Consider the following 22,576-nt stretch of genomic DNA (forward strand, 5'->3'; position numbering starts at 1 on the left):
ATCTGGCATTGCGCGTTTGGACCGGGGGTATTGTAAGAGACGACAACCGTAAATCAATTGGACGGGCTTTCTAAGAGGTTTCTTCATATGTGGAATAGTCTGCTCGATGTTTTCTTGGGCTTCAGCGAATTACCCTGCATCGACAAAGACCGTTCCACAACTGTCAACGAGTTCGCCATTCACTGGGTACGCTGAAACAGCCTGTGCAGTCAGTTTCGACTATATTTCCCTTTTTCCTTTATCAACGGTGTTTTTGGCCAGGTGGAGGTATTCGTTTTGGGATAAGTGTGTTACTGATCAACCCCTATAAGATTACCGGTCTAATTGAGGTATTTATCTGCCACATCAAATCCAATTAATTCAGAAACATCATCCAACAATCCCAAATAGTCTGGATGCGTAATTTTTAACTCAAAAGGAATTTTTATAAACTTAGGCGGTTTCAAATTTGAAGTGCAACTCAATAGCCGGATCTGAGAGTGAGTTAGGGTAACCTCGCCGCTTTTCGTTCCGGCCAGAACGAGAAGCATGAATAGTAGCTACACTCAACTCACAGAAATCGAACGTTATCATATGTGGATTGGACTTTTACTGGGAAATACCCAGACCGAGTTCGCCCAATGCTTGGAAGTCCATAAATCGACGATTAGTCGAGAGATTAAACGAAACAGTGGGAAACCTAAGCAGGCACACAAACTGACTATAGAACGTCGACAAACGAACAATGCCGCTAAACTGGATTATGACCTTTGGAAAGCCGTGGAACCCTTGATACGAAAGCATTTACCTCAATGTGTATAAAGATCAGCGCACGGAAAGATACCTTGTCAAACACTTGCGGTGTCAGAAGCAGCGGAAAAAGCGATATGGCAAGATTGATCGTCGGGGCCAGCTAAAAGATCAACGTTCCATAGAGGAGCGCCCATCCATTGTCGATGGTCGAGTTCGTATTGGTAACAGGGAAGTCGATACTGTGACCGGCCATCAAACAGGTGCTTGACTTTAGTCGCAAACCGAAAGAAAAAGTCGATATACATTGATCGTTCTGGCGAAGTATAAAAGCTCTGAGAGCGTTACGACGACCATCCTAAAGATGTTGAAGGGTCACCATGAGAAAAAGCAAACTATCACCTATGACAACGGAAAAAAATTTGCTGGTCATAAGGAGATAAAGGAACAGACTGGATCAACAGCGTATTTTGCTCATCCCTATCATTCTTGGGAGCGTGGCCTTAATGAAAATACCAACGGACTGATACACAATACTTCCCAAAAGGGAGTGACTTTAATAAGCGAGCATCACGCTCAAATTAGAGCAGTGAAAAAAGCTCAACCAACGCTCAGGAAGATGCTTGGATTATGAGACACCAGAAAGCATCTACAAAGGGTTTTAACTAACCTTTTGAGCTTGGAAATTGAAAGTGCGTGACGACGAACTATGACAGTTTTTGGCCTTTTAAGTAGGAAGGCGTTACTTAACTGGACAGAAATTTTAACAATTAGAAACGATGCTAGCCAGGCAATAGTGTGTTCCGTTGGTCCTACTCTTTCTACTCCATTTTTGCCTGATAAGCTGACCTGAATAAAGATGACAAGACGCTTATAGAAACGTTCTGCAAAAAAAGACGGCAAACGCCGTCTTTCCATGTCAAACCGACAATGCTTACTTTTTCTCTGGCAGCAGTTCCAAATCCGCCATCTTTAACCAGCCGTGGAAATCAGCCACGTTGGCGGGCAGTACCACGCGAGTGTGTGCGTCCGCCAAAGAACCCACTTTGTTAAACAGCTTTTCAGCCAACTGTAGGCGGATTGATTCTTCACCGCCCTGTTCGTGAATTGCAGCGCCAATTTTGGTGATCGACTCAGCCGTGGCTTTGGCGATGGTCAAAATTTCCTGCGCTTTACCTTCAGCTTCGTTAATCAGCTGTTGCTTGTCACCTTCGGAGACGTTGATGGTCTCGGTCATTTCACCTTCGGAAACATTAATGCGCGATTGTTTATCGCCCAAGCTCTTGGCCAGAATGGCTCGACGGTCTCGTTCTGCAGTGACCTGACGTTCCATCGCTTCATTCACTGAGACAGGCGGCAGAATGTTTTTAATTTCAAAGCGCAGTACGCGAATACCCCAAGCCTGACCGGCTGCATTCAGCACCTCAACGACTTTCGCGCTGACCAGGTCGCGCTCTTCGAACGTTCGTTCCAGTTCCAGTGTGCCGATGACCGAACGTGTGGTGGTTCGCGCCAATTGAACGGCGGCATCAACATAGTCGACAATACCGTAAGACGCCTTGCTCGGATCGATAACCGCCATGTAGATCACGCCATCTACCTGCAGGTTGATTTCGTCCATGGAGAAACAATATTGCGGTGGTACATCAATAGTCATTTCTTTCAGGTTGACGCGGTCCGCCACTTTATCGATGAAGGGAACAATGGCGTGAAAGCCGGGCTCCATGGTTTTCAGATACTTACCAAAACGCTCAACGATGAACGCACTTTTTGTCGGTACAAAATACAACGAACGAAACAGTGCCACGATGAACAGCAGAAAAATAATGCTCCACACCACAAGCACAAAGACATCACCAAAATCATTAATTCCAAACATAAATTGTGCTCCTTAATTCTTAAATGTCTTGGACACCTGATCGACACCTTCAAAGATGCCTTTCACGCGAGCCATTTCACTGGGCAGAACAGAAATATCAGAGCCATCGAGAATTTTACCTAGCTCGTCGACGAACTGATCGACCAAACGCATTTTGATGGCCTTGTTGCCACCCGGTTTGTTGATGGCTTCTGCGACCATGGCGATACCCTGTGCCTGTGCTTCTGCAAGCAGGGAAATTTCCTGTGCTTTACCTTCAGCGATGTTGATTCGGCGTTGACGTTCACCCACGGAATGGTTGATCGCTTCCTGACGTTCACCTTCGGACATGTTGATTTTGGCTTCTTTCTGCGCGGTGGCCAAGGTGATGTCTGCGCGACGGTCACGTTCAGCGACCATCTGTTTTTCCAGCGTGGTCACAACGTGCGCGGACGGCGCGATATTGGCAACCTCATACCGGTACATCTTAATACCCCAGCTTTCAGAGGCGCGATCGATCTCGCGAACGATGGTTTCGTTTAGAGTTTCACGTTCAGAGAATATCTGCCCGAGTGACAACTTACCCACTTCCGAACGCATGGTTGTTTGCGCCAGATTGATCGCCGCATTGCGATAGTCGCCAATACCATAGCTGGCCAGTTTCGGGTCCATGACTTTCAGGTATACCAGCCCGTCGATCTCCACCTGAATATTGTCTTTGGTAATACAGTGTTGCGCCGGAATGTCATAAACCTGTTCGCGAATTTCGTGCCGGTAGGCAATGCGGTCGAAAAACGGAATGATGATATGCAGACCCGGATCGAAGACCGCGCGGAATTTGCCAAGTCGTTCGACAACGTAAGATTCCCGCATCGGTACGACCACGAAAAAAACTTTAAACAGAAACAGTGCAATGAGCACCAATATTGTAAAGAGCACCATAGTGTCGTCCTTTAGTTCAGTGATTTTACGATCCAGCAGTTGCCGTCTCGGCCGCTGATAACAGCCTGATGACCTGCCTCAATTTCGATATCAGCCTGTGCTTCCCAGCTGACGTCCAAATACTTTATGCGTCCACGCCGGTAGGGCGTGATCGGTTCGATAACGTCGACAATACGACCGATGGCATCTTTCGTTTCGTCGGTATTTTCCACTAACGATTGTGATGGAAACAGTTTCATCAAACCGGTCCTTAGTACCAGAATAAAAAAGATTGATGACACAAAAAACGTCATCATGATATCGACCGGACCGGATAGGTGACCCAGATAAATCAGGATGCCGGTTAAAATAGCTGCGCCACCAATAAAGCCGAGCACGGCACCGGGTATTACCAGTTCCAGCAGAACTAACGCAACACCGAGCCCAATCCAAATAAGGGGTAAAGTTTCCATAGTCTCTCCTTAAACATCATCGCGGTAGGCTGTTGCTACCTGTTCTTCGATAAAGCGAAATGCGCTCATCGGCAATTCAATATGTTCCGCAACCTGATGAATGTAGTCGCGCGCTTTGTAGTGCACCTTGCCATCGCTGCGTGATACCAGATGCAACGTCCAGACGAGAAAGTGTTTGTAGGCATTGCGTGGCAAGCTTTTCGCCATAGATTTGCCAAAAAACGGTTTCTGAAAGGCACGGGCGATACTTTTTTTGTCGGATTCCGACAGTTCCACCTGAGCTTGTGCAATCAGTGTGTCGCGCAGTTTTATTTCGCTGTCCCGGATTTCTCCGTCACTGCTGATCAACGAATTAATGTAGCGATACAGGTCCAGAACGAAATGTTGCTGTTGAGTTTCGGTGAGATTGGCCAGCAGCAATTCCATGAGCGGTTTCTTACCGAGCTGACCAACACCAATCTCGGCAACAATAACCGGGTCTTGAGCGATGAAATTGGCCAGCGGGTGAATGCCGCTGTCGATAATACCCAGGGCCGCTAAACTGCTGACAGCCTTCTGAGGTTGTTCGGTTCCGGTGGTGGTTGCTGCCGAGTCGTTTTGAATCAACGCGTCCAGTGGCGCGTGATAGCAGTCCATCAATTGCACGGCGAGCACAAATGGCAGTTTTAGCCGGCCTTTTTCAATGTCGTACAGTGTATTGGTGCGCAAAGCCAACTGTGTCTCGACTTGCTTTTGTGACAACCCAGCGCGCTTGCGTAAGCGGACGAGGTTATCTAATACCTGGCGTTCCAACGTTTCCATGATGTCTCCAGTGTGCCGGTTCATTGCTGTCAAAGACGCAGTAATAGAATTAATGCGTACATGGCCAATACCAAGCTACTACCGATAATGAGCTGTTTGGTCGGGTTCGTCATTGCCATAACTCACACTCCCTATACCCTTGGTTAATGTTTGAGCATGACGAGACCTTACTCCCAATATTCAACGTATACAACTATTTTTTTGCAGCTAATTTGAAATTAATTTTGTGAATAGGTCGATAGTCATGAAACACAGGAGGAATTGTCAGTTTAAAAGGTGGCACGAAAGAGCTGTGAGTGTGAAGTTGCTAGATTGGAAGAGTCGTTGTCTTCAGCCCTCATCGCAATGCGAACTTGGACTCAGAAAACGTAATGTTTGCAAACGGGCAATTCTGCCCGTTTCATTCATCTCAGCGATTGATTAACTGCGCCCGTTCCGGTCCAACGGACACATAGCGAATAGGTGTGCCGATCAGCTCTTCAATGCTGAGTACGTAGTTTTTGGCTGCCTGAGGTAGGTGCGCAAACTCACGCACTGTGCTGATGTCTTCGGTCCAGCCGGGTAAATCGCGGTAAACCGGAGTGACGTGCAAAAGATCCTCGGTCATGGGGTATTTACTCAAGGTGACACCATCTAATTCATAGTGCGTGCAGATTTTCAATGTGTCGATCCCCGACAGGCAGTCCAGTTTTGTCAGCGCTACTTCATCCGCTTTCTGCAAGGCAACGCCATAGCGGGTCGCTACCGCATCGAAATGGCCAATGTCTCGTGCTCGTCCGGTCGTTGCGCCGTATTCCAACGCACTTTCACGCAAAGCGGTCATATCGGTCATTGCTGTGGGGAAGGGGCCTTGACCCACAGAAGAGGAAAAACTTTTCACCACCGCGGTGACCGTCGGGGTCGTGCGCCAAAACAGCCCACTGCCCACTTCGGCCGCTGCGGCTAATACCGAGGACGAGGTGGTGTAGGGATAATTACCGAAGTGAAGATCGCGCAGGCTGCCCAGTTGAGCTTCCAGCAAGAGGTTTTTCCCTGCGATGGATAAATGGGACACATTGCCGATCAGCGGCGCGACTTGTTCGGCCTGTGCCGATAGCAAAGTCAGTAACTGATGAAAATCCGGGTGCTCAAAGTCGCCATACAAACCTTTCATCATCGGAATTTTCCAATCGTACCAACGCTGCAGATGATTGCGCAGAGTATCAGGGTTGGTCAGCATGCCGACCTGTAGGGCTTTTTTAGCGTAACGATCAGCATAGGCGTAAGCGATACCGTTCTTTGTCGACCCAAAGGCTGCGTTGCCCAGCCGCTGTTCTTCAAGTTCATCTTCCAGTTTGTGTATAGGCAGGACCAAGGTTGCCCGGTCCGACACCATGACCTGTGGGAAAATTTGCTGTGTCTGCAGCGATTGTAGCTCGTCGAGTAAGCCGGCCAGATTAATAACCATCCCCGGGCCAAGAATATTCAACGCAGCAGGGTTAAATACCCCACTGGGCAGCAGGTGCAGTTTGAATTCTCCAAGTTCGTTAATGACGGTATGCCCGGCGTTATTTCCGCCCTGATAACGAACGACGATATCCGCCTGCTGTGCAAAATAATCGACCATTCGGCCTTTTCCTTCGTCGCCCCAATTGGCTCCAACGACAATACGGATTTGTGGGTTCTGTGGCATAAAAAAACGCTCTTCGGTTGTGTTATCCGGTCATACACTATGCTCAAATAGAAAATTAGAGAATTTTATTGTTTTTATTATTTTCATAAGAGATTTTAATAATGGATTTAGGCTTGTTACAAACATTCGTGACCGTTGCAGCGACCCGGAATATCAGTCGAGCGGCAGAGCAAGTGCATTTGTCGCAACCGGCAGTGAGCCTGCAAATCAAGCAGCTGGAAGCGACTGTGGGTACTGCGCTGTTTGCCCGGCATCCACTACGGTTGACCGATGCTGGTGAGCATCTGTTGGTCAACGCGCAGCAGATACTGGCGCAATGGCAGCAAACGCTCGAATTCGTCCAGGCAGAGCAGTCACTGGTAGCTGGCAAACTGACCATTGCCTGCAGTGATACCTTGATGCGGTTCACGTTGCTCGACAAGATTGCATTGTTCAACCAGCAATTTCCGCAAGTCCACATGTCTATTCTGAACCGCACCACCCACGGCGCACAGCAAGCCGTGCTGATGGGCGAGGCCGACTTGGCTATTGCCCTGTACGAACAGGATCATGCCAAGCTGATTCATCGGCCATTGCTGGAGTATCAGGAAGTCGCCGCCGTAAATCCGCAACATGCTCTGGCAGCTCAAAATACTGTTACGGCACATCGGCTGGTACAGGAAAACCTGTTGTTGCTGGAAGAGCGTACTTTGTCACGTAAGCTGATCATGGATTGGTTTGCCAGTAAGCAGTTGAGGCCGGAAAAAACCATGTCACTCGGCAGTGTCGATGCTCAGGTCGTGTTGGCCAGGTTGCAGCTGGGTGTTGCGATTATTCCGGAGTTCGCCCTGCCGGAAGACCTTGTCAGAGTTGGTATCCGCGGCTTGCGTAAGCGTAAGATGGTCATCTTCTATCAGCGGCTAAAACCGGCAGCTCAGGCTTGGTTCCGGTTGATCGAGCCTCGGGGTTGATTCATTTCTTGGGTTCGATAGAACCGACGTAGCAGGGTTTCGCTAATGAAAGGGGGAGCAAGTAATACGCCGGGGAATAGAACTTGCTGAAACCTAAGTCGGTTTGTAACAAAGGCATTTGCGTCATTTAGTGACATGGTTTCATTGGTAGATTTTCGCCGTCAAGGGTCGCACCGGTCCGACAAATCCGGCTCGCCGTTTAACAATTCCAGCCGTCGCTACAAACGACTATCCACTCTCCGAAACAGCAAATTCTATTCAACCCGATCAGGTGTAAATAACCCTTCCGTCGTATCTGCTTTGGCTGGCTTAATTGACACGTCGCAACGGATTCAAGGGCATGGATGCTCAAGCGACCATTCGAAGTAAGAGACAATTAAGGAAGAACACCAAAGCGGGCGACAAAAGGGGGTTCAAGGGGATCTCCCCTTGAAAAGTAAAAAACTCCGAGAGCTTTATTCTTCAAGAACCGAAACTGAATCGTCAGATCACGTTGAAAGCTAACAACAGTTAAAAGCCAATGTGAGCCTTAAACGAGTGCTCCTTGTATTTACAGTCAGTCACTAAAAAACAGAAATACATGCCAATAACAGACATCGAATTATTCAAACATGTCACGGTAAGCCTTTTCGATTCGCTCCCGGGCCCATTCGTAGTCTGGATTCAAATAGCTGTAAACATACAACTGAAGGCTTTGTTCGGGGCAGACATAAATCTGTTCCAGAATGGCTGGATCAACCCCTGCCAGTTGCTCGGGTATCCAAAACGACACGTCGGCACGTTTGGTGATGACCATTTTCAGCGCATTCTCAATACCTGGGCTTACTTCTACACGACTAAATTGTGGGTACAGCACTTGCTCGAACGTCAGTACCCCGATGACACCGGCAATGGATTGGGATGCACGATCTGTTTTCGGCGTTTGGCATAATTCTTTTCGGTTGGTGGCCACCAGCATGTTTGCCTTGAATGATCCCACAGCCGGTTGTAACTGAATCAGTTGTTGCAAGGCGGGCTCGGCGGTTTCAATGCGTAACATATCCAGCGCCGCATCGCCGGATGCGACCATCTGCAGTCCTCTGCGTGCCGGTAAAACCATAATGTCGGGCGTGAAACCGCTGTTAATCAGTGCGCTGGTAACCCGAATCCGTTCTTCCGTCAAAACATCTGCGGCCACCGTCGAAATGGTAACCCGCAGTGGTTCGGCCTGTACTATTGTCGCCATGTTGGTTGAAAACAGAACGACACAGGCGCCCACCAGAATAGCTGACCATCGATTTTGAGACATGAGCGCAACACAAAAAGTGAGTTCAGAAAAAAGTGTAGTTTAAGACTGGAAATTTAACCCCATTTAAGGGGCAACACCGAAACGGGCGCACGGACTGTGGAACCCGTCTTATCGAAGCGCAACACGAAGGAAGCCATCCATGATGACAACACTGACCGTGCTCAGCAGTTGGCCACGGCTGATTGTTCAGGTATTACAGCAGGAAGGAGAGGATGTCGACGCTCTGTTGAGCAACGCCGGGATCGACCGGACCACGCTGGATGATCCCAATTCTCAGGTATCCACCCTGGAGGTGATCCGGCTCTGGCAAGCAGGTGTTGACCGATTGGGGCATGACCTGCCGTTGCGGGTTGCACGCAACGTACACGCGGGTACTTTTCACGCCCTGGGTTTTGCCATGGCTACCAGCCAGACTGGATTCGATGCGCTGAAACGGCTCGAGCAGTACTACCCGATGATTACGTCATCCATTTCTCTGCGACTGTTGGAGGACGGCGACGAAGTCACTATCCGTCTGGAATCGTCGGAGCTGATCAATACCCTGCGCAAACAGTTTTCCGTGGAAGCTCTGGCTCTAAGTGTGGCGCAGTTACGTGAATCCGGCGCGCTGGCATTACTGAGTTTGTGCCGCAGTTTCTTTGGAGTGCAGTTCACCGCTGAACGGATCTATTTGAATCGTAAACTGGGGCATCTGTTCGATGCCTATCAAGCGCATGTGCAATGTGAGTTGATCGATGACGCCGATTTCGTTCAGGTTTGCTTTCGTAAAGAGCAGTTGCTGAAACCTTTACCGTCGGCGAATCCGACACTGGCTGAATTACACGACCGTATCGTGCAGTCTTATCTGAATGTTTTAAAAGACGATGTCAGTGCCTTGGTGGTGTCTGCCATTATCCGCCAACTGCCGCGGGGAAACACTACCCAAGAGTCCGTTGCCAGGGCGTTGAATATGTCGTCACGCACGCTGCAACGGAAACTGGCAGACAACGGCAAAAGCTTCCGGCAGTTGTTGGTGAATACCCGTAAAGAATTGGCTTTGCAATATTTACGGCAGGCGTCTATTCCGGTACTCGAAGTCGGTTACCAACTTGGCTTTACCGAACCGGCAAACTTTACCCGTGCGTTTAAGCAATGGACGGGGCAGCCGCCTGCGCTTTACCGACAACAAGCACTCGCAGCAAAAGACCCAGACTCAACCAAATAAACGCGTTACGCCACCCAACGGTATAGTCAGGCGTGTGGTGCATAAAGGCGACATCAATCATCGCGTTTATGCCCCAGGTTGATGGGATCCAGGGTGCCAGTGTTTGCACCCAGGGCGCCATCGCAAAGCTCGGCCAACTGGCCCCGGCCATCAGCAAGAAGGGGACTGCCAGAGGCAGCAGCCAGATAATGGCCGACTCCTGCTCGCGAAAACCAATACTGAGCACCATGCCGAAACCGATCACAGCCAGTAAGAAGGGCGTCACGACCGACAGCATTTGCAGGCCACTGCCTTCAATAAAAACACCTTGCCATGGGAGAATCATCCGGTAAAAAAAGACGATCAGCGCAAGACCACTGAGCAGGTAAATGCTGACGTGAGCCAACCACACCATAACCGGTTGCCCCAGCGGTCGCTGCATTTCAAAGCGATAACCCCAATGCATTCCGAGTGCAATCATAATGACCTGTTGCACAATCACCAGAAAGACCGCCGGTACCAAATACTGCATGTAACTGGCGTTGTCGTTAAACAGTTGCGTGATGTCCAGTTTGATCGGGTCCGCCAGTTGTGCAGCGGTAATGCCATTACCTTCTAATGTCAGAAAGGCCTGTTCTGAATAGCTTTCGTTTAAGGCTTGCAGTGTTTGTGCGATGGCGCGCATCGCCGTGCTGTAAACCAAAAAATTGTCTGCCTTGCCGCCATAAGCCATCACGACCTGTTGTTGATGAGCAATGCGCGTGTCAGCGAGATTGGGGATGTGTAGAAAAGCTTGCGCGTCCGTCTGCTGTTGCCAGACGGCTTGATCAGGCTCTCCGGGATAGACCGCAATCACCTGCAATTTCGGGTGAGCGTCGAACTGCGCTATCCAGTCACGGCTGGTCGCCGATTGTTGATCATCCCAAACGATCAGTGGAATGTTATCCACCACGGCGTGCTGGTACGGTAGCGGGTAAAAGAATGCGTACAGAATCGGCGCACCGAGCAGAATCAACAATGCGCCACGATGTCGGTTTAGCCAGGAAATTTCTTGGATTAACGTGTTCATAGTTCGTGCCCTGTTAATGCTGATGCCAGAGTTCTTGTCGGGAAACTTTACTGCGCAGCAACATCATGCCGAGCACGCCAAAGCAAAGTGCAAAAACCGCTACAATAGACAGCTGCGGCCACACATCAAACAGATTTTGCTGCCAATGCAGGATGGCGTTCTGGCAACGCACCAAAATTCCGATGGGTAAAAACGCCAGCCACAATTGAGAAACCCAATTCATATTGAACGTGGGAAAGGTGACGCCGATAAACGCGAAAGCCGGGGTGGTGTAAAACGCAGCCAAACTCAATGCCTGCCGGTAATTGGCCGTGAGCGCCACCACCAACAATCCTGCCGTATGGTAGCAAAACTGTGTTAGCCAACTGGCGACGAGCAGGCTCGGCAGTGAAGCATAACCACCGGCGTTATTCTCCGCGAAAATGGCGACGTCAATCAGACCAATCCATAACGCCAATACCACCGCTGGTATCAACAGCTTTGATGTCAAGGCGAGCGACAAGTGATTGCCACTAGCGCGGTACCACTGTTCAATGGTGCCATCTTTGAATTCTTTGCCGAGTGCGATCACGGTTACCACCATTACCAGAACGTGCCACAGGTGTGGCAGCATGGTGGCCAGCAAAAAAGTTCGATAATTCAAATAGCTGTTGCCCAAAACACTGCGCGCGCTTTTGATCGGCAACACATTCGCCAGGGCCTGTTCTTTCATTTGGCCACCGACCATCAGCGCGCTGGCGCTGTCGCGTAGACTGCTTTCAATCACCTGACGCAGTACCTGGCTGCTGATGGTGTTACCCAACATGAAATTCTGTTGGTTCACGAAAACGTTAATACTCACCTGTTCACCGGCGATCAGCTGTCGCTGGTAGTCTGCTGGGATAATCAGGTACCCGAATGTGGTTTTATCCTGAGCTCGTTGCAAAGCGCGGTGCGCATCCGGTAATTGGTCTGCAATACTGATCGATGAGCTGGCGTCCAAGCGAAATTGCAAATCGCGTGAAGCCGCGGAACGATCCAGGTCGACAATATCGAGCGCCACATTGTTCACTGACGGAGTCGATATCACGCCATTGACGGTAACAAACGCAAGCAAAGGCAGCAAAAAAAGGGACGCCCAATAGGTCGGTTGCGTCAGAATACGCCTCCATTCCCGTTGGACGCCCAGCCAAAAAACGCTCATGAATGTGACTCAGCCAGATTAATGACTGCGGACATTCCTGCGCGCCAGTTCTGCAAGGGAATCTGTGGTCTTGCGTGAACTTCAAACGTTTTTAAATCGTATTCGCCGGGTTTGGTAGCCCGCCAGTTTGCGTAGTCACCCATGGCCGAGACAAAGTCCACGGTGAAGCGTTCAGTAACATCTAACGCAGGCAGGTAGGCGTTAAATGAGGCACCTTTGTTGAAGTCAGATAGTTGATCTTCACTGACATGGAAACGGATATAGGCATCGTCCAGATTCACCAGCGTCACCACAGGAAACCCTGCCGGTGAGATTTCGCCTTCGTGAATCAGAACAGATGTCACTTCCCCCGACTTGTTACTGCTGATACGGGTTTCCGCCATCGCGGCATCCACTTCGGCCAGCACGCCTTCGGCGGCGCGTAGGTCACTTTCAGCGGCGCTGATCAGCTCTTGATCGGTTCCGTTGGTCGCCATCTGGTAGCGCTGTGTTGCCGCCTGCATGGCAAAGTTTGCCGCGTTAGCCTGTGCCTTGGCTTCGTCTAATTTTTGCTCTGGTACCAGTCCGTCGTTGAATAAATTGGATAAACGGGTCAGAGACTTCTGTGCCAACTCTGACGCCGTCTGCGCTTGCAGCATATTGTCTTTAGCCATCGCCACTTCTTCATCTCGAGCACCGCGAACCGCGCGGTCTTTTAACGCACTTTTGGCTTCAATCAGTGCCAGTGCCTGTTCACGCTTGGCGATCAGTTCCGGGCTTTCCAGTGTGAAAATCAAATCGCCGGGTGCGACAGTTTGGCCTTCGCGAACTGAAATGGATTCAACGCGGCCGGGTATTTTAGCGCTGATGCGAATTTCAGGCGCTTCAACGGTCGCTTGTAATAGATGATCGGCACTGTTGCTCTGCAAAAAATAGCCATAACCGATAAAGGCGACCAACGCTGCTATGTACAGTGCCGTTATGATACTGGTGGTACGTTTCATGTGACTCTCTCGTTAATGCAAGAATTAAAACAGCTGAAAAAAGGAACTTTGCTGGGCGGTCAGCGCCGTGAGTTCAGCCAGCGCGGTGTAATAGTCATACAGCGCCTTTTGACTTTCCAACTGCAAACCGGTCAGCAACAACTGGGCGTCAATTTCATCGAGCGACGTGGCGATACCCTGGGCAAAGGCGGACTGCCGAAGACGCAGATTTTCCTCGGCCAGGGTGATGCTGGACTGCAGTGCCAGATAACTTTCTTCGGCGTACGCAATGGTCGTCTGTTTCTGTTCGATGAGAATGCGGATGTCTCTGGCCGCCTGCGACCGTTTCAGATCCGCGGCGTCTATGGACGCTTTATAGCGCGCACTGGATTTGAAGCGATTGCCTTGACCAAAGAGCTTCCATTGCACATGAATGCCCGCAGCCCACTCCGGATCCAATTGCGTAAGGTCATCCGTGGCTAATTCCACATTGGCAAACAATGCCACGGTGGGTAAGAATTCGGCGCGACTGGCCTGCAAGCCGGCTTGTGCCTTAGCCTGTTGTGCGTTGATTTGGGCGACACCCGGATGATTGCGAACAGCCCGCAGGGCCAGCGCATTGTCGTTTAAGTGCTGGTAAGAGCGGAAACTGAGAGACTGCTCCGGTAATGCGACCTGCGATGTGAACAACGCACGATACGCGCTGACCGCCAGCTCATGTTCGGCGTAGGCGTTGCGCCATTCTCTCCGTGCTTTGTCGCGCTCCACTTCTGCTTGCAAGCGTTCGGTGTAGGCAATAGATCCTTCTTCTTGCATGCGGATGGCGCGCTGCAGATGCTGCTCGAGGTTCTCGAAGGCCAGGCGGCGAATGTGTTCGTTTTCTGCGGTCAGATTCACGCTTAAGAAACGTCGAACAAATTGGGTAAACAATTCGTTCTGCGCCTGTTGTTTAGCCGCGCGCTGATGGGCAACGTCGGCTTCGCTGGCCGCGATGCCAGCGCTGATTTTACCGCCGGTATAGAGTGGCAAAGTCGTGGTGATTTGCGTATCCCAGAAAGTTTCGTCCTGAATTGGAAAATACACCGGTTGACCTTGCGGCATCAGGACACTGGTGTCGATCCACAGGCCCAGTTCATCATTGAGCATATTCCACTGGCTGCTGAACTCCACGCCGGGCAAGCGTTTGGCTTTTGCGTCTCCCACCTGCGCCTGAGCGGCATCGATGAGGAAGTTTTCGGCGGCCAGACCGGCGTGTTCATTGAGTAGTTGTTGCCAGGCTTCGTGAATGGAGACATCGGCCATGCTGGTACCCGCGCTCAGTAACAGCACGGAAAAGAATAAAGTTTTGGGGTGTTTCATGTTGCAAGTCAGTTCTAACCAGTGGACGGCACAGTCTACGGAGCGAACCGTAATCACCCTTATCCTGACGCGCCAAACGCTTATCATTTGCAACAAGTGACTTCTGGCGCGTTCTTGCAGGTGCCTAACGCTGTAAATGCTAGCGATGTTGGTTACTATGCCGGTTTGGATGAGATGCAAGCAGAGGCGACTATGATCGGGTTACCACGTGGAACAGTTCAGTTGCGGCCATACCGCCCTCATTGGGCCAATGACTATGACTCTGAGTGCCAACGGTTAACACAAGCCGGTGGCCGCGTAGATTTACGCATTGCCCACGTCGGCAGCACTGCGGTTCCAGGGTTGGCCGCCAAGCCGATTATCGACATCGCGATCGAAGTGGCCACGCTGGCTGACATTCAAGCCCTGGTAGCGCCCTTTACCGAGCTGGGCTACCAATACTTTGGCGAACGCCACATTAAAGGTGATTATTTTTTTGCCAAAGGTGCAGAGCACTGCCGGACGCATTATGTGCACGTTTCTTTACCGGACAGTCATCGCTTTGAGCATTACCTGATATTCTGTGATGCGCTTCGCAGTGACGTTGCTTTGAGAGAGAAGTATCAGCAGCGGAAGGAAATGTTGGCAGAACTGCATGCGGACGATCGCCGGACTTACACCGAGCAAAAAGGAGAATTAATTGAACGGGTACTTGCGCAATTCACGAACAGCACGAACCAATAAAAAACGACATTCGTGTTGGTGTTGATACTGGCGACACTGGGCTATCTGCTGCTGAATGCCGTTTTTATTCATTGGCCGTTCATACCGGGTCTGGTTACCCTGGTGTTTTGGGCCGGCGTTGGTCCGGCGCTGGCGAGCATAAGCGTTTGGGTCTTTACCAAACGTGCTTTTACGCAGCCCCGCTCGTGGATTGTTGTTTCAGGGGCGATGACTGTTTTGTTCATAACCGCAGGACGGATGTCTTTATATGTGATCGCCCAATTATGGGCGTCGGTGTGAGTCACAAACAGTACTGATTCGCTCGGTCCTGTTATCTCGCCGTTAAATTTTAAACTGACTCACCTGGCTGGCCAGATCACCGGCCAACCGCGCCAATTCGTCACTGGCGGTGGCGATCTGTGTGGCACTTTCGCCGGTTTCCGTGGACAGTTGGCTGATTTCATTGGCGCGGTCACTGATTTCATTGGAGACCGAACTCTGTTCTTCGGTGGCGGTGGCAATCTGCAGGCTCATGTCTGAAATCTGGTTGACCGCCACTTGAGATTGGTTAAGGACATCGGCCAGGTTTTTTATCTTGGAAACAATGATATCTGTCTGCTTAGCACCGTTGGTCATGGCGCTGACCGAGCTGTGCGCACCTGCTTGTAACTTGGTAATCATCTGCTCGATTTCACCGGCTGAATTCTGTGTACTCTGTGCCAGTGAGCGTACTTCATCAGCAACGACGGCAAAGCCTCGACCCTGATCTCCGGCGCGCGCCGCTTCAATAGCGGCGTTTAGCGCCAGCAGATTGGTTTGATCAGCGATGCCCTTAATAACGTCAAGAATACCGCCAATATCGCTGGCACCCTTTTCCAGTTGCTGAATCAGGTCGACGGCGTTTTTAATCTGCCGTTCCAGTTCCTGTACTTCCGTCACCGTGTCCCGCACGACGGTTGCACTGCTGTCCATCTGGTCGCTGGTGGTTTTCGCTGCGTTGGAGGCTTCCACCGTGTTCTGTGTCACCTCGGCAATGCTTGCGCTCATTTCGGTAATGGCGGAGGCCACTTGATCGGTGGCGAGTTGCTGTCGATTGACGGTTGCGGTGGTTTGTTCGGTAATGGCCGCCAGCTCTTCGGCAGCAGAGGCTTGCTGGTCTGCTGATGTGGCAATGTGATTCACCATGGTGTGTAATTTGGATACCATGCTCTTCATGGATTTTTGTAGTGTGCCGACTTCATCATGCTGCGTAATCGCAACATCAACGGTTAAGTCGCCGTCAGCGATGTCACTGGCGGATTGGGACACGGCCATGATCGGTAAACTAATGCTGCGGGCGATGACCATACCGATCAGAACGACGATAACAATGGTCACCGCAAACAAGCCAATCGCAATTTGCCACAGCGTTGTGATAGCAGCGAACGCTTCGGCTTCATCCATTTCCGCAATCAGCGCCCAGGTAAAGTCACCGATTTCGATTGGCGTAAAGGCTGACAGAACGGCCGTACCAACGGGATTGGAAATATGCGCAATTCCAGAATTGCCAGAAAACACCTGCCGGGTTGCTTCTGTCGCCACACCATTGTCTGACACGGAGCCGGTGAAGGAGGCAGCGACCGAGCGCGCTTTGGGGTCCAGAAAGGAGTCGGAACGCATACGATTGTCTGGGCCGACCAAGTAAGTCTCTCCAGACTCACCCATGCCATCGCGACGATGCATGATGGCGTTTATTTCTGTCAGTGGCAGTTGCATAGCCAGATAGCCCATCCGTTTACGGGTCAATGCATCCACCAGCGGTGTCATCATGAAAGCAGCGGGTTCATTATTAGACGGCGTGTAAGGTAGAAAATCGGCTATCGATACAACATCATCTGGTGCCGTCTGGGCTTTTTCGAAAACCTTGTAGAAGGACGTGTTTTTCAAGGTTTCACTGGTCAGTGATTGGCCTAAATCGGACTCGCGTGCCGCCGAAAAAACAACGTACCCATCCGTGTTAACCAGGAACAGATCGTACCAATGTGTTCTGTCGACAATAGACGTAAAACGCGGTTGGTAGATACTTTCCAATAGTTCCCACTGTCCATCCTTAATGCTGTTTCCGGCGGTTTTGAACGCTTTGTTTATTTTTGACATGGCCTGAACCGTTGCTGGGTCTTCTTTAATTACGTTCAGGGTGGTTAGTGTGTTTTCGATAAAGTCGTCGATCTGTTTGTGCTTAATTTCGCGGACGGCTTCTAATTGATTGAGGGACTGGATTTCCAGCGCGTCGCTGGCTTTGTTGAGGGTAATCCAAACCAAAATGATCATAGGGAGAATGGACAAAGACAAAAAAGCAACCAATAACTTTTGGAACAGCTTTTTGAAGTGGAACATAAGCGACCTCATTTCAAGAACATCAGAGAACAATCCGGGTGCCTACCAGGAGAGGGCTTTTTTGATATCGGCCTTGCCACTGAATAGTTGAGATAAAAGATGTCGTGCTTTTAGGTTCAGTAGAATTTGAAATATTCTGTTCATAATGAACTGATGTTTTCAGATCAATAAAAACCTGAAGTTACGTCACCAGAAATCCGACCAAAAAAAAGCCGGGCAAAGCCCGGCGAAGTAACACACGACTACCCCAAGATTTATCGTTCGGTTGCGGCTCTGGCCGCCAAAAACGCCTGCCAGAACTGCCCAGATTTTTTGACCGTACGTTGTTGCGTTGCGTAATCCACATGAACGATGCCAAACCGTTGTGAATAACCATAGGCCCATTCAAAATTATCCATGAGACTCCAGGCAAAATAACCTCGAATATCAGCGCCGTCAGCGAGTGCGTTATGCACGGCGAGCAAATGCTGTTGATAGTAATCGGTACGCATGTCGTCATTGACTTGCCCATCGACTTTTTCCGTATTGTCGGCAGCGCCATTCTCTGTGATGAAAATGGGGGGCAGATTCGGATAGTGAATCTTCATATCGGACATCAGGCGCGTGAGCGCATCCGGGTAGATTTCCCAGCCGATGTCTGTCTTGGGACTGGACTGTTCGACGACGTCTGGTTTGCCATTGTCCCCGGCTTTTATCACACAACGCGTATAGTAATTGACACCGATAAAATCGATCGGCCGCGCAATAATGGCAAGATCGCCAGGCATTTGCGTGGGCATAAACTCGGTGTGCGCGGCGACGACTTCAGGAGGGTACTCTGCCGTCATCAACGGGTGTAGAAACCAATCGCCGCCGTCCAATTCAGAAAAACGAGCGGCCTGTTTATCCGCTTCAGAGTCCGTCAATGGATAGGCCGGCGTGAAATTCAGAACGATGCCATGTTGTGCGTTGGACGCGTTGTTCCGCATGGATGGCAAGGCCAAACCGTGCGCCAATAACAGATGATGAGCCGCCTGATAGGCCAGTCGTTCATCTTGGTATCCCGGCGCATGACTGCCCCAGCGATAGCCAACAAATGCGGAGCACAGAGGTTCGTTAAAGGTGGCATAAGAGACAACTTTGTCGCCAAAGCGCTCCGTCACTTTGTTCGCATACGTCGCAAAGGCATAAGCCGTTTCGCGGTTAATCCAACCGCCTTTGTCTTCCAGATACTGCGGCAGATCCCAATGATAGAGCGTCAGGTAAGGTTGAATACCGCGCGCAATTAAGCCATCGATCAAGCGTTCATAAAACTGAAACCCAGCCTCGTTCCATTGTCCTGGCATAGGCTCTATGCGCGGCCAGGCAATTGAAAACCGATACGCGTCGACACCCAGCTCTTGAATCAGGTCCAGATCCTGTTCGAGGCGATTGTAGTGGTCACAAGCAACGGAACCATCATCACCATTGAGGACTTTTCCGGGCGTGGCACAGAAGCGATCCCATATGGATTCACAGCGGCCATCAGCGGTGTTCGCGCCTTCAATTTGAAACGATGCAGTCGCTACGCCGAAGACGAATGGCTTCTGTCGCAACGTGCTGTCACTGGGTAAAACAAACATGAATGACTGCCTTTGCTTTGTTTACGGTAGGTTGCTATTGCCCCGTCCGGTCCAAACCGGGCGGGACAATGTCGACGCAAGACGCGAGGGTTACTTCACCGCACCGGCGGTTAAGCCCGCGATCATCTGTTTGCTGGCGGTTAAATACAGCGCGACCAGCGGTAAAATAGAAATGGTCGTGCCGAGCATGACTGCGCCCCAAGGTGTATTCGGCACGCCCTGCACACCGCGCAACATTTGCGTGATAACCATTTTGTCTGGGCTGTTTAACACCACCAGCGGTTGCAGGAAGTTATTCCATAGGAAGACAAATTGCACGATGGCCAGTGTGGCCAGACCTGGCCGCAGCAGCGGTAACACAACACTCCAGTAGGTTCGCAATTCGCTCGCACCGTCGAGCTTAGACGCTTCCAGCAAATCTTTCGGGACTGACGCCACCACGTATTGGCGAATCAGGAAAATACCGAATGGATTGATGGTGAACGGTAACCAAACCGCCAGATGGGTGTTCGCCAGTCCGAGCGCAGAAATCACCATGTAATATGGGATCAGCGTCAGTACCGGTGGAATCATCATGGAGCCGACCATAATGCCAAAAATAGCGTTCTTGCCTTTGAATTGATAAGTCGCCAGGGCGTAACCTGCCATGCTGCAAAATAACAGAGAAACAGCGGTGCCGATGACGGAAATCGAGAAGCTGTTCATCATGCCAGTCCAGAAATCCATGATTTTCAACAGATTGCCGTAGTTCTGAACGATCTTGTCACCGAGGGCAAAATTGATCCCACCGCTGAACATCGTGGTGCGGTCGTGCGTTGCCAAAATGGCCGACCAGACGAACGGGAAGACGGTGATGAAAACAAACACGGCCAGGAAAACATTTACCACGCCCTTGCCGAGCTTGCGGTATAGATTAACGATAAAAGTCGCTTGATTAAAAGTCATGTTATTCGCCCCCCAGACCTTGGCGGCCGAAGAAATAGAAGTAAACCGCGGTGAAGATGCCGATCACGACAAAGAGGATCCAGGACACTGCCGCAGCGGCTCCCATATCCAACCATTCCCAGGCGATTTGATAGAGGTAGTTGGAAATTGTCTTACCGGCGGTTTGTGCAAACTGGCCGCCGACGGTCAACACGAAGGGTTCGTCGAACAAGTTCATGTTACCGATAATGGTTAAGGTGACGCCGAAGAAAATAAACGGTTTTAGCAATGGTAATGATACATGGCGGAAGCGCTGCCAGGAGTTCGCGCCATCAATTTTTGCAGCTTCGTACAGATCGTGACTGATCGTGGCTAAACCAGCAGTGTATATGACGGTGTTAAAGCCGACGTATTTCCACCATACGACAAAAGAGACTGAATAGCGGATCAGGCTGTTTTCCTGTACCCAACCCAGCGGAAGGACGTCTTTCAACCCGCCGAACAACCAACTGCTCCATCCCGCGTCGGCCAGGTAAGCCAAGACGGCGTTGATAATGCCGCTGTCTTTTGAATACATTACATAGAAGATCATCGATACGGCGACGGTAGACGTGATGTACGGTAAAAAATACGCAGTAGTCAGCCAATGACGAACTTTAGGGCCCATCATCACCAGAAAATAGGCCAGTGGCAGGGCGAATAAATGCTGGGGTACACCCGACAGGATGGCCATGACCAGCGTGTTCCACATGGTTTGCCATAATTGCGGGTCGGTTAGTGACAGAACATAGTTCTCGAAACCGACATATTCCATGGAGCTCAACCCTTCAACCGGGTTCCACAAATGGAATGACAGATAAATCATAAAAAATACGGGAAAGATGCCAAATACGCCGTAGATCAAAATGTACGGTGACAAAAATCCATAGGGTGTGAACTTGGTTAAGAACCGTTCTCTTTTTTGAGTACCCGTTTCTTCAAGCTGGGTTAAATCATGTGGGGATGCTATATCACTGTTCATAACAGTTCTCGCTCACAGGTTTGCGGTTAATTAAAGATAGTGGGTTATTGCGATCAGTCGACGTCTGCCATGAAAAAGATTGGCCGATTGATTGAGAAGCGTGCTGTATCCGAGAGGATTGTCGTTTCATTGCGACACACCCGGAGGTGTGTCGCACAATGCAGAAGTGCTATAGCGGTTCTGCGAACGTTCGATTAACGAACACGACGCTTGATTTGCTTCTCAGCATCTTTCAGCGCTTTCTCGATAGACACACCATCGTTCAACACTTTATCCAATGCTTGGTTGACCAGGTCTTCTGCGATCAGGTCGCCGTTCATTGGTGTGACAGGCGTAATGTTGTTCGCGATGTTGGCAAACATTTGACGAGCTTTCTGGCCACGCAGGAACTCAATTGACTCATTAAATGATGGGTCAGAATAGGTGCCTGTGTGTGCGGGGAACGCAGCGATGTTTTTGAAGCCAGCCAACTGAATGTCTTCAGAGATCATGTACTGGATCAGGTCCCAGGCAGCGGCAGGGTTTTTCGCTTGCTTAGGAATAGCCAGGTAAGAACCACCCCAAGTACCGTAGGTACCTGCTGGCAGATTACTCACGCCCCACAGACCGGAAGTATCAGGAGCAATCCAGTTTTTCAGGTGACCCAGCAACCAGGCACCAGACATTTGAGTCGCAAACTTGCCTTCACGGAAGCCCGCGTACCAGTCTTCAGTCCACTCACTGATGTTTCCGTCCATGCCGCCATCACGTACCGCTTTAGCTAATTCGAAACCACGGACGAAACGTTCAGAGGTGACCAGAGACTTGCCATCGGCGTCGAAGTACAGACCTTCACCTTCTGCAACGTTGAACCGGTAGTAAGCATTGGCAATCGCGCTGGCGTTACCGATCAGCAAAATGCCTTTCTTTTTCAGTTCCGCGCCGTATGCAACATAAGTGTCCCAATCGGTCATCACTTCATCAAGGTCGAAGCCCATGTCTTCCATGTAGTCACGACGGAAGTACATAACGCCTGGACCTAAGTCGACAGGAACTGCATATTGCTTACCATCGTTACCTTTACCGGCTTCAACCGCGTAGCTTGCGTAGTCGCCAGCCATGCCTTTGTAGAAGTCAGACAGGTCAACGAAACCACCGGCATTCACGAAAGAACCGATAAAGCCAACGTCGATTAAAACAACGTCACCGGCACCAGAACCTGTTGCCAGGTTGGTTTTCAGTTTGTTGTGGTGGTCGCCATGGTTGTTTTTCAGCATTTCAATGTTGTGCTGTGGCAAACCATCTTTGATTGCGTTGATTTGTGTATCGTAGTCCGGGAATCCGTCAATTCGGATATCGGCTGCAAAGGTCGCAGCTGCCAGAAGTGACAGTGCAGCAACACCCGCTTTCAGTTGGGTTTTCATAGAGTTATCTCCGCGTTGTTGTTTTTATTGCTGTTGGTAGGTGCGCTGAGCACCCGAATTAGGTAACGGCTGTAAATCAGCCTGTAACCGATTACAGGAAA

General features: G+C 50.3%; 20 protein-coding genes and 1 pseudogene. 6 read left to right on the plus strand and 15 right to left on the minus strand.

The window, feature by feature from the left end; all coding sequences use genetic code 11:
- Positions 1-528: 528 nt before the first annotated feature.
- Together IYN85_RS26375 and IYN85_RS11635 are read left to right on the plus strand one after the other, a co-directional pair.
- Positions 529-801 carry a helix-turn-helix domain-containing protein gene (locus IYN85_RS26375; protein ID WP_196159048.1) on the plus strand — a complete coding sequence of 91 codons (273 nt, stop codon included), beginning with the start codon at positions 529-531 and terminating at the stop codon, positions 799-801.
- A gap of 223 nt (positions 802-1,024) precedes the next feature.
- Positions 1,025-1,363, plus strand: a pseudogene (locus IYN85_RS11635) (IS30 family transposase); the annotation flags it as partial.
- 300 nt (positions 1,364-1,663) lie between these two features.
- On the opposite strand, the gene IYN85_RS11640 reads toward IYN85_RS11635, so the two are convergent.
- The 5 genes from IYN85_RS11640 to IYN85_RS11660 all read right to left on the minus strand — a co-directional run bounded on the left by IYN85_RS11640 (position 1,664) and on the right by IYN85_RS11660 (position 6,454).
- The gene (locus IYN85_RS11640) at positions 1,664-2,608 is read right to left on the minus strand and encodes an SPFH domain-containing protein (protein ID WP_196159050.1); all 945 of its coding nucleotides are present in this window, start codon (positions 2,606-2,608) and stop codon (positions 1,664-1,666) included.
- A 12-nt stretch (positions 2,609-2,620) separates the two neighbouring features.
- Complete coding sequence (locus tag IYN85_RS11645; RefSeq protein ID WP_196159051.1) at positions 2,621-3,529, minus strand: SPFH domain-containing protein; 909 nt, start codon at positions 3,527-3,529, stop codon at positions 2,621-2,623.
- Between the two features lie 11 nt (positions 3,530-3,540).
- Entirely contained in the window at positions 3,541-3,981 is a 441-nt protein-coding gene (locus IYN85_RS11650; RefSeq protein ID WP_196159052.1) for an NfeD family protein, read from the minus strand.
- Positions 3,982-3,990: 9 nt separating this feature from the next.
- Positions 3,991-4,782, minus strand: coding sequence for a helix-turn-helix domain-containing protein (locus tag IYN85_RS11655; RefSeq protein WP_196159053.1), 792 nt, complete (start codon positions 4,780-4,782; stop codon positions 3,991-3,993).
- A gap of 409 nt (positions 4,783-5,191) precedes the next feature.
- Positions 5,192-6,454 (minus strand): adenylosuccinate synthase, encoded by a 1,263-nt coding sequence (locus tag IYN85_RS11660; RefSeq protein WP_196159054.1) that lies wholly within the window; start codon positions 6,452-6,454, stop codon positions 5,192-5,194.
- Between the two features lie 113 nt (positions 6,455-6,567).
- On the opposite strand from IYN85_RS11660, the gene IYN85_RS11665 reads away from it, so the two are divergent.
- Positions 6,568-7,404 (plus strand): LysR family transcriptional regulator, encoded by an 837-nt coding sequence (locus IYN85_RS11665; RefSeq protein ID WP_196159055.1) that lies wholly within the window; start codon positions 6,568-6,570, stop codon positions 7,402-7,404.
- Between the two features lie 601 nt (positions 7,405-8,005).
- On the opposite strand, the gene IYN85_RS11670 is transcribed toward IYN85_RS11665, so the two are convergent.
- The gene (locus IYN85_RS11670) at positions 8,006-8,692 is read right to left on the minus strand and encodes a hypothetical protein (protein WP_196159056.1); all 687 of its coding nucleotides are present in this window, start codon (positions 8,690-8,692) and stop codon (positions 8,006-8,008) included.
- A 139-nt stretch (positions 8,693-8,831) separates the two neighbouring features.
- Between IYN85_RS11670 and IYN85_RS11675 the strand changes: the two genes are divergently transcribed.
- Positions 8,832-9,896 carry an AraC family transcriptional regulator gene (locus tag IYN85_RS11675; protein ID WP_196159057.1) on the plus strand — a complete coding sequence of 355 codons (1,065 nt, stop codon included), beginning with the start codon at positions 8,832-8,834 and terminating at the stop codon, positions 9,894-9,896.
- Here IYN85_RS11675 and IYN85_RS11680 read toward each other — a convergent pair.
- From IYN85_RS11680 to IYN85_RS11695, 4 genes are read right to left on the minus strand one after another with little or no spacing between them, the layout of a single operon-like run.
- Positions 9,817-10,944 carry an ABC transporter permease gene (locus tag IYN85_RS11680; RefSeq protein ID WP_196159058.1) on the minus strand — a complete coding sequence of 376 codons (1,128 nt, stop codon included), beginning with the start codon at positions 10,942-10,944 and terminating at the stop codon, positions 9,817-9,819. The two genes, IYN85_RS11675 and IYN85_RS11680, sit on opposite strands and share 80 nt — an antisense overlap.
- Positions 10,945-10,957: 13 nt before the next feature.
- Positions 10,958-12,127 carry an ABC transporter permease gene (locus IYN85_RS11685; protein WP_196159059.1) on the minus strand — a complete coding sequence of 390 codons (1,170 nt, stop codon included), beginning with the start codon at positions 12,125-12,127 and terminating at the stop codon, positions 10,958-10,960.
- Entirely contained in the window at positions 12,124-13,110 is a 987-nt protein-coding gene (locus IYN85_RS11690; protein ID WP_196159060.1) for an HlyD family secretion protein, read from the minus strand. The genes IYN85_RS11685 and IYN85_RS11690 overlap by 4 nt, the downstream gene beginning before the upstream one ends.
- A gap of 24 nt (positions 13,111-13,134) precedes the next feature.
- Positions 13,135-14,448, minus strand: a complete 1,314-nt coding sequence (locus IYN85_RS11695; RefSeq protein WP_196159061.1) for a TolC family protein — start codon at positions 14,446-14,448, stop codon at positions 13,135-13,137.
- A 21-nt stretch (positions 14,449-14,469) separates the two neighbouring features.
- Between IYN85_RS11695 and IYN85_RS11700 the strand changes: the two genes are divergently transcribed.
- Positions 14,470-15,171: a GrpB family protein gene (locus IYN85_RS11700; protein ID WP_196159062.1), complete on the plus strand. Its 702-nt coding sequence runs from the start codon at positions 14,470-14,472 to the stop codon at positions 15,169-15,171.
- Between the two features lie 12 nt (positions 15,172-15,183).
- Entirely contained in the window at positions 15,184-15,450 is a 267-nt protein-coding gene (locus tag IYN85_RS11705) for a hypothetical protein (RefSeq protein WP_196159063.1), read from the plus strand.
- A gap of 42 nt (positions 15,451-15,492) precedes the next feature.
- Here the strand turns inward: IYN85_RS11705 and IYN85_RS11710 are convergent, their stop codons facing one another.
- The 5 genes from IYN85_RS11710 to IYN85_RS11730 form a co-directional block, all read right to left on the minus strand.
- Positions 15,493-17,526 (minus strand): methyl-accepting chemotaxis protein, encoded by a 2,034-nt coding sequence (locus IYN85_RS11710; protein WP_196159064.1) that lies wholly within the window; start codon positions 17,524-17,526, stop codon positions 15,493-15,495.
- 254 nt (positions 17,527-17,780) lie between these two features.
- Positions 17,781-19,127, minus strand: a complete 1,347-nt coding sequence (locus tag IYN85_RS11715; protein ID WP_196159065.1) for a GH1 family beta-glucosidase — start codon at positions 19,125-19,127, stop codon at positions 17,781-17,783.
- Positions 19,128-19,217: 90 nt separating this feature from the next.
- The gene (locus IYN85_RS11720) at positions 19,218-20,072 is read right to left on the minus strand and encodes a carbohydrate ABC transporter permease (protein ID WP_196159066.1); all 855 of its coding nucleotides are present in this window, start codon (positions 20,070-20,072) and stop codon (positions 19,218-19,220) included.
- 1 nt (position 20,073) lies between these two features.
- On the minus strand, positions 20,074-21,072 hold the full coding sequence (locus IYN85_RS11725; protein WP_196159067.1) for a carbohydrate ABC transporter permease: 999 nt from the start codon (positions 21,070-21,072) through the stop codon (positions 20,074-20,076).
- Between the two features lie 194 nt (positions 21,073-21,266).
- A complete protein-coding gene (locus IYN85_RS11730) occupies positions 21,267-22,475 on the minus strand; it encodes an extracellular solute-binding protein (protein ID WP_196159068.1) in 1,209 nt (402 codons plus the stop codon).
- Positions 22,476-22,576 lie beyond the last annotated feature (101 nt).

The sequence above is a fragment of the Reinekea sp. G2M2-21 genome, from assembly GCF_015687175.1.
Classification (GTDB): Bacteria; Pseudomonadota; Gammaproteobacteria; order Pseudomonadales; family Natronospirillaceae; genus Reinekea.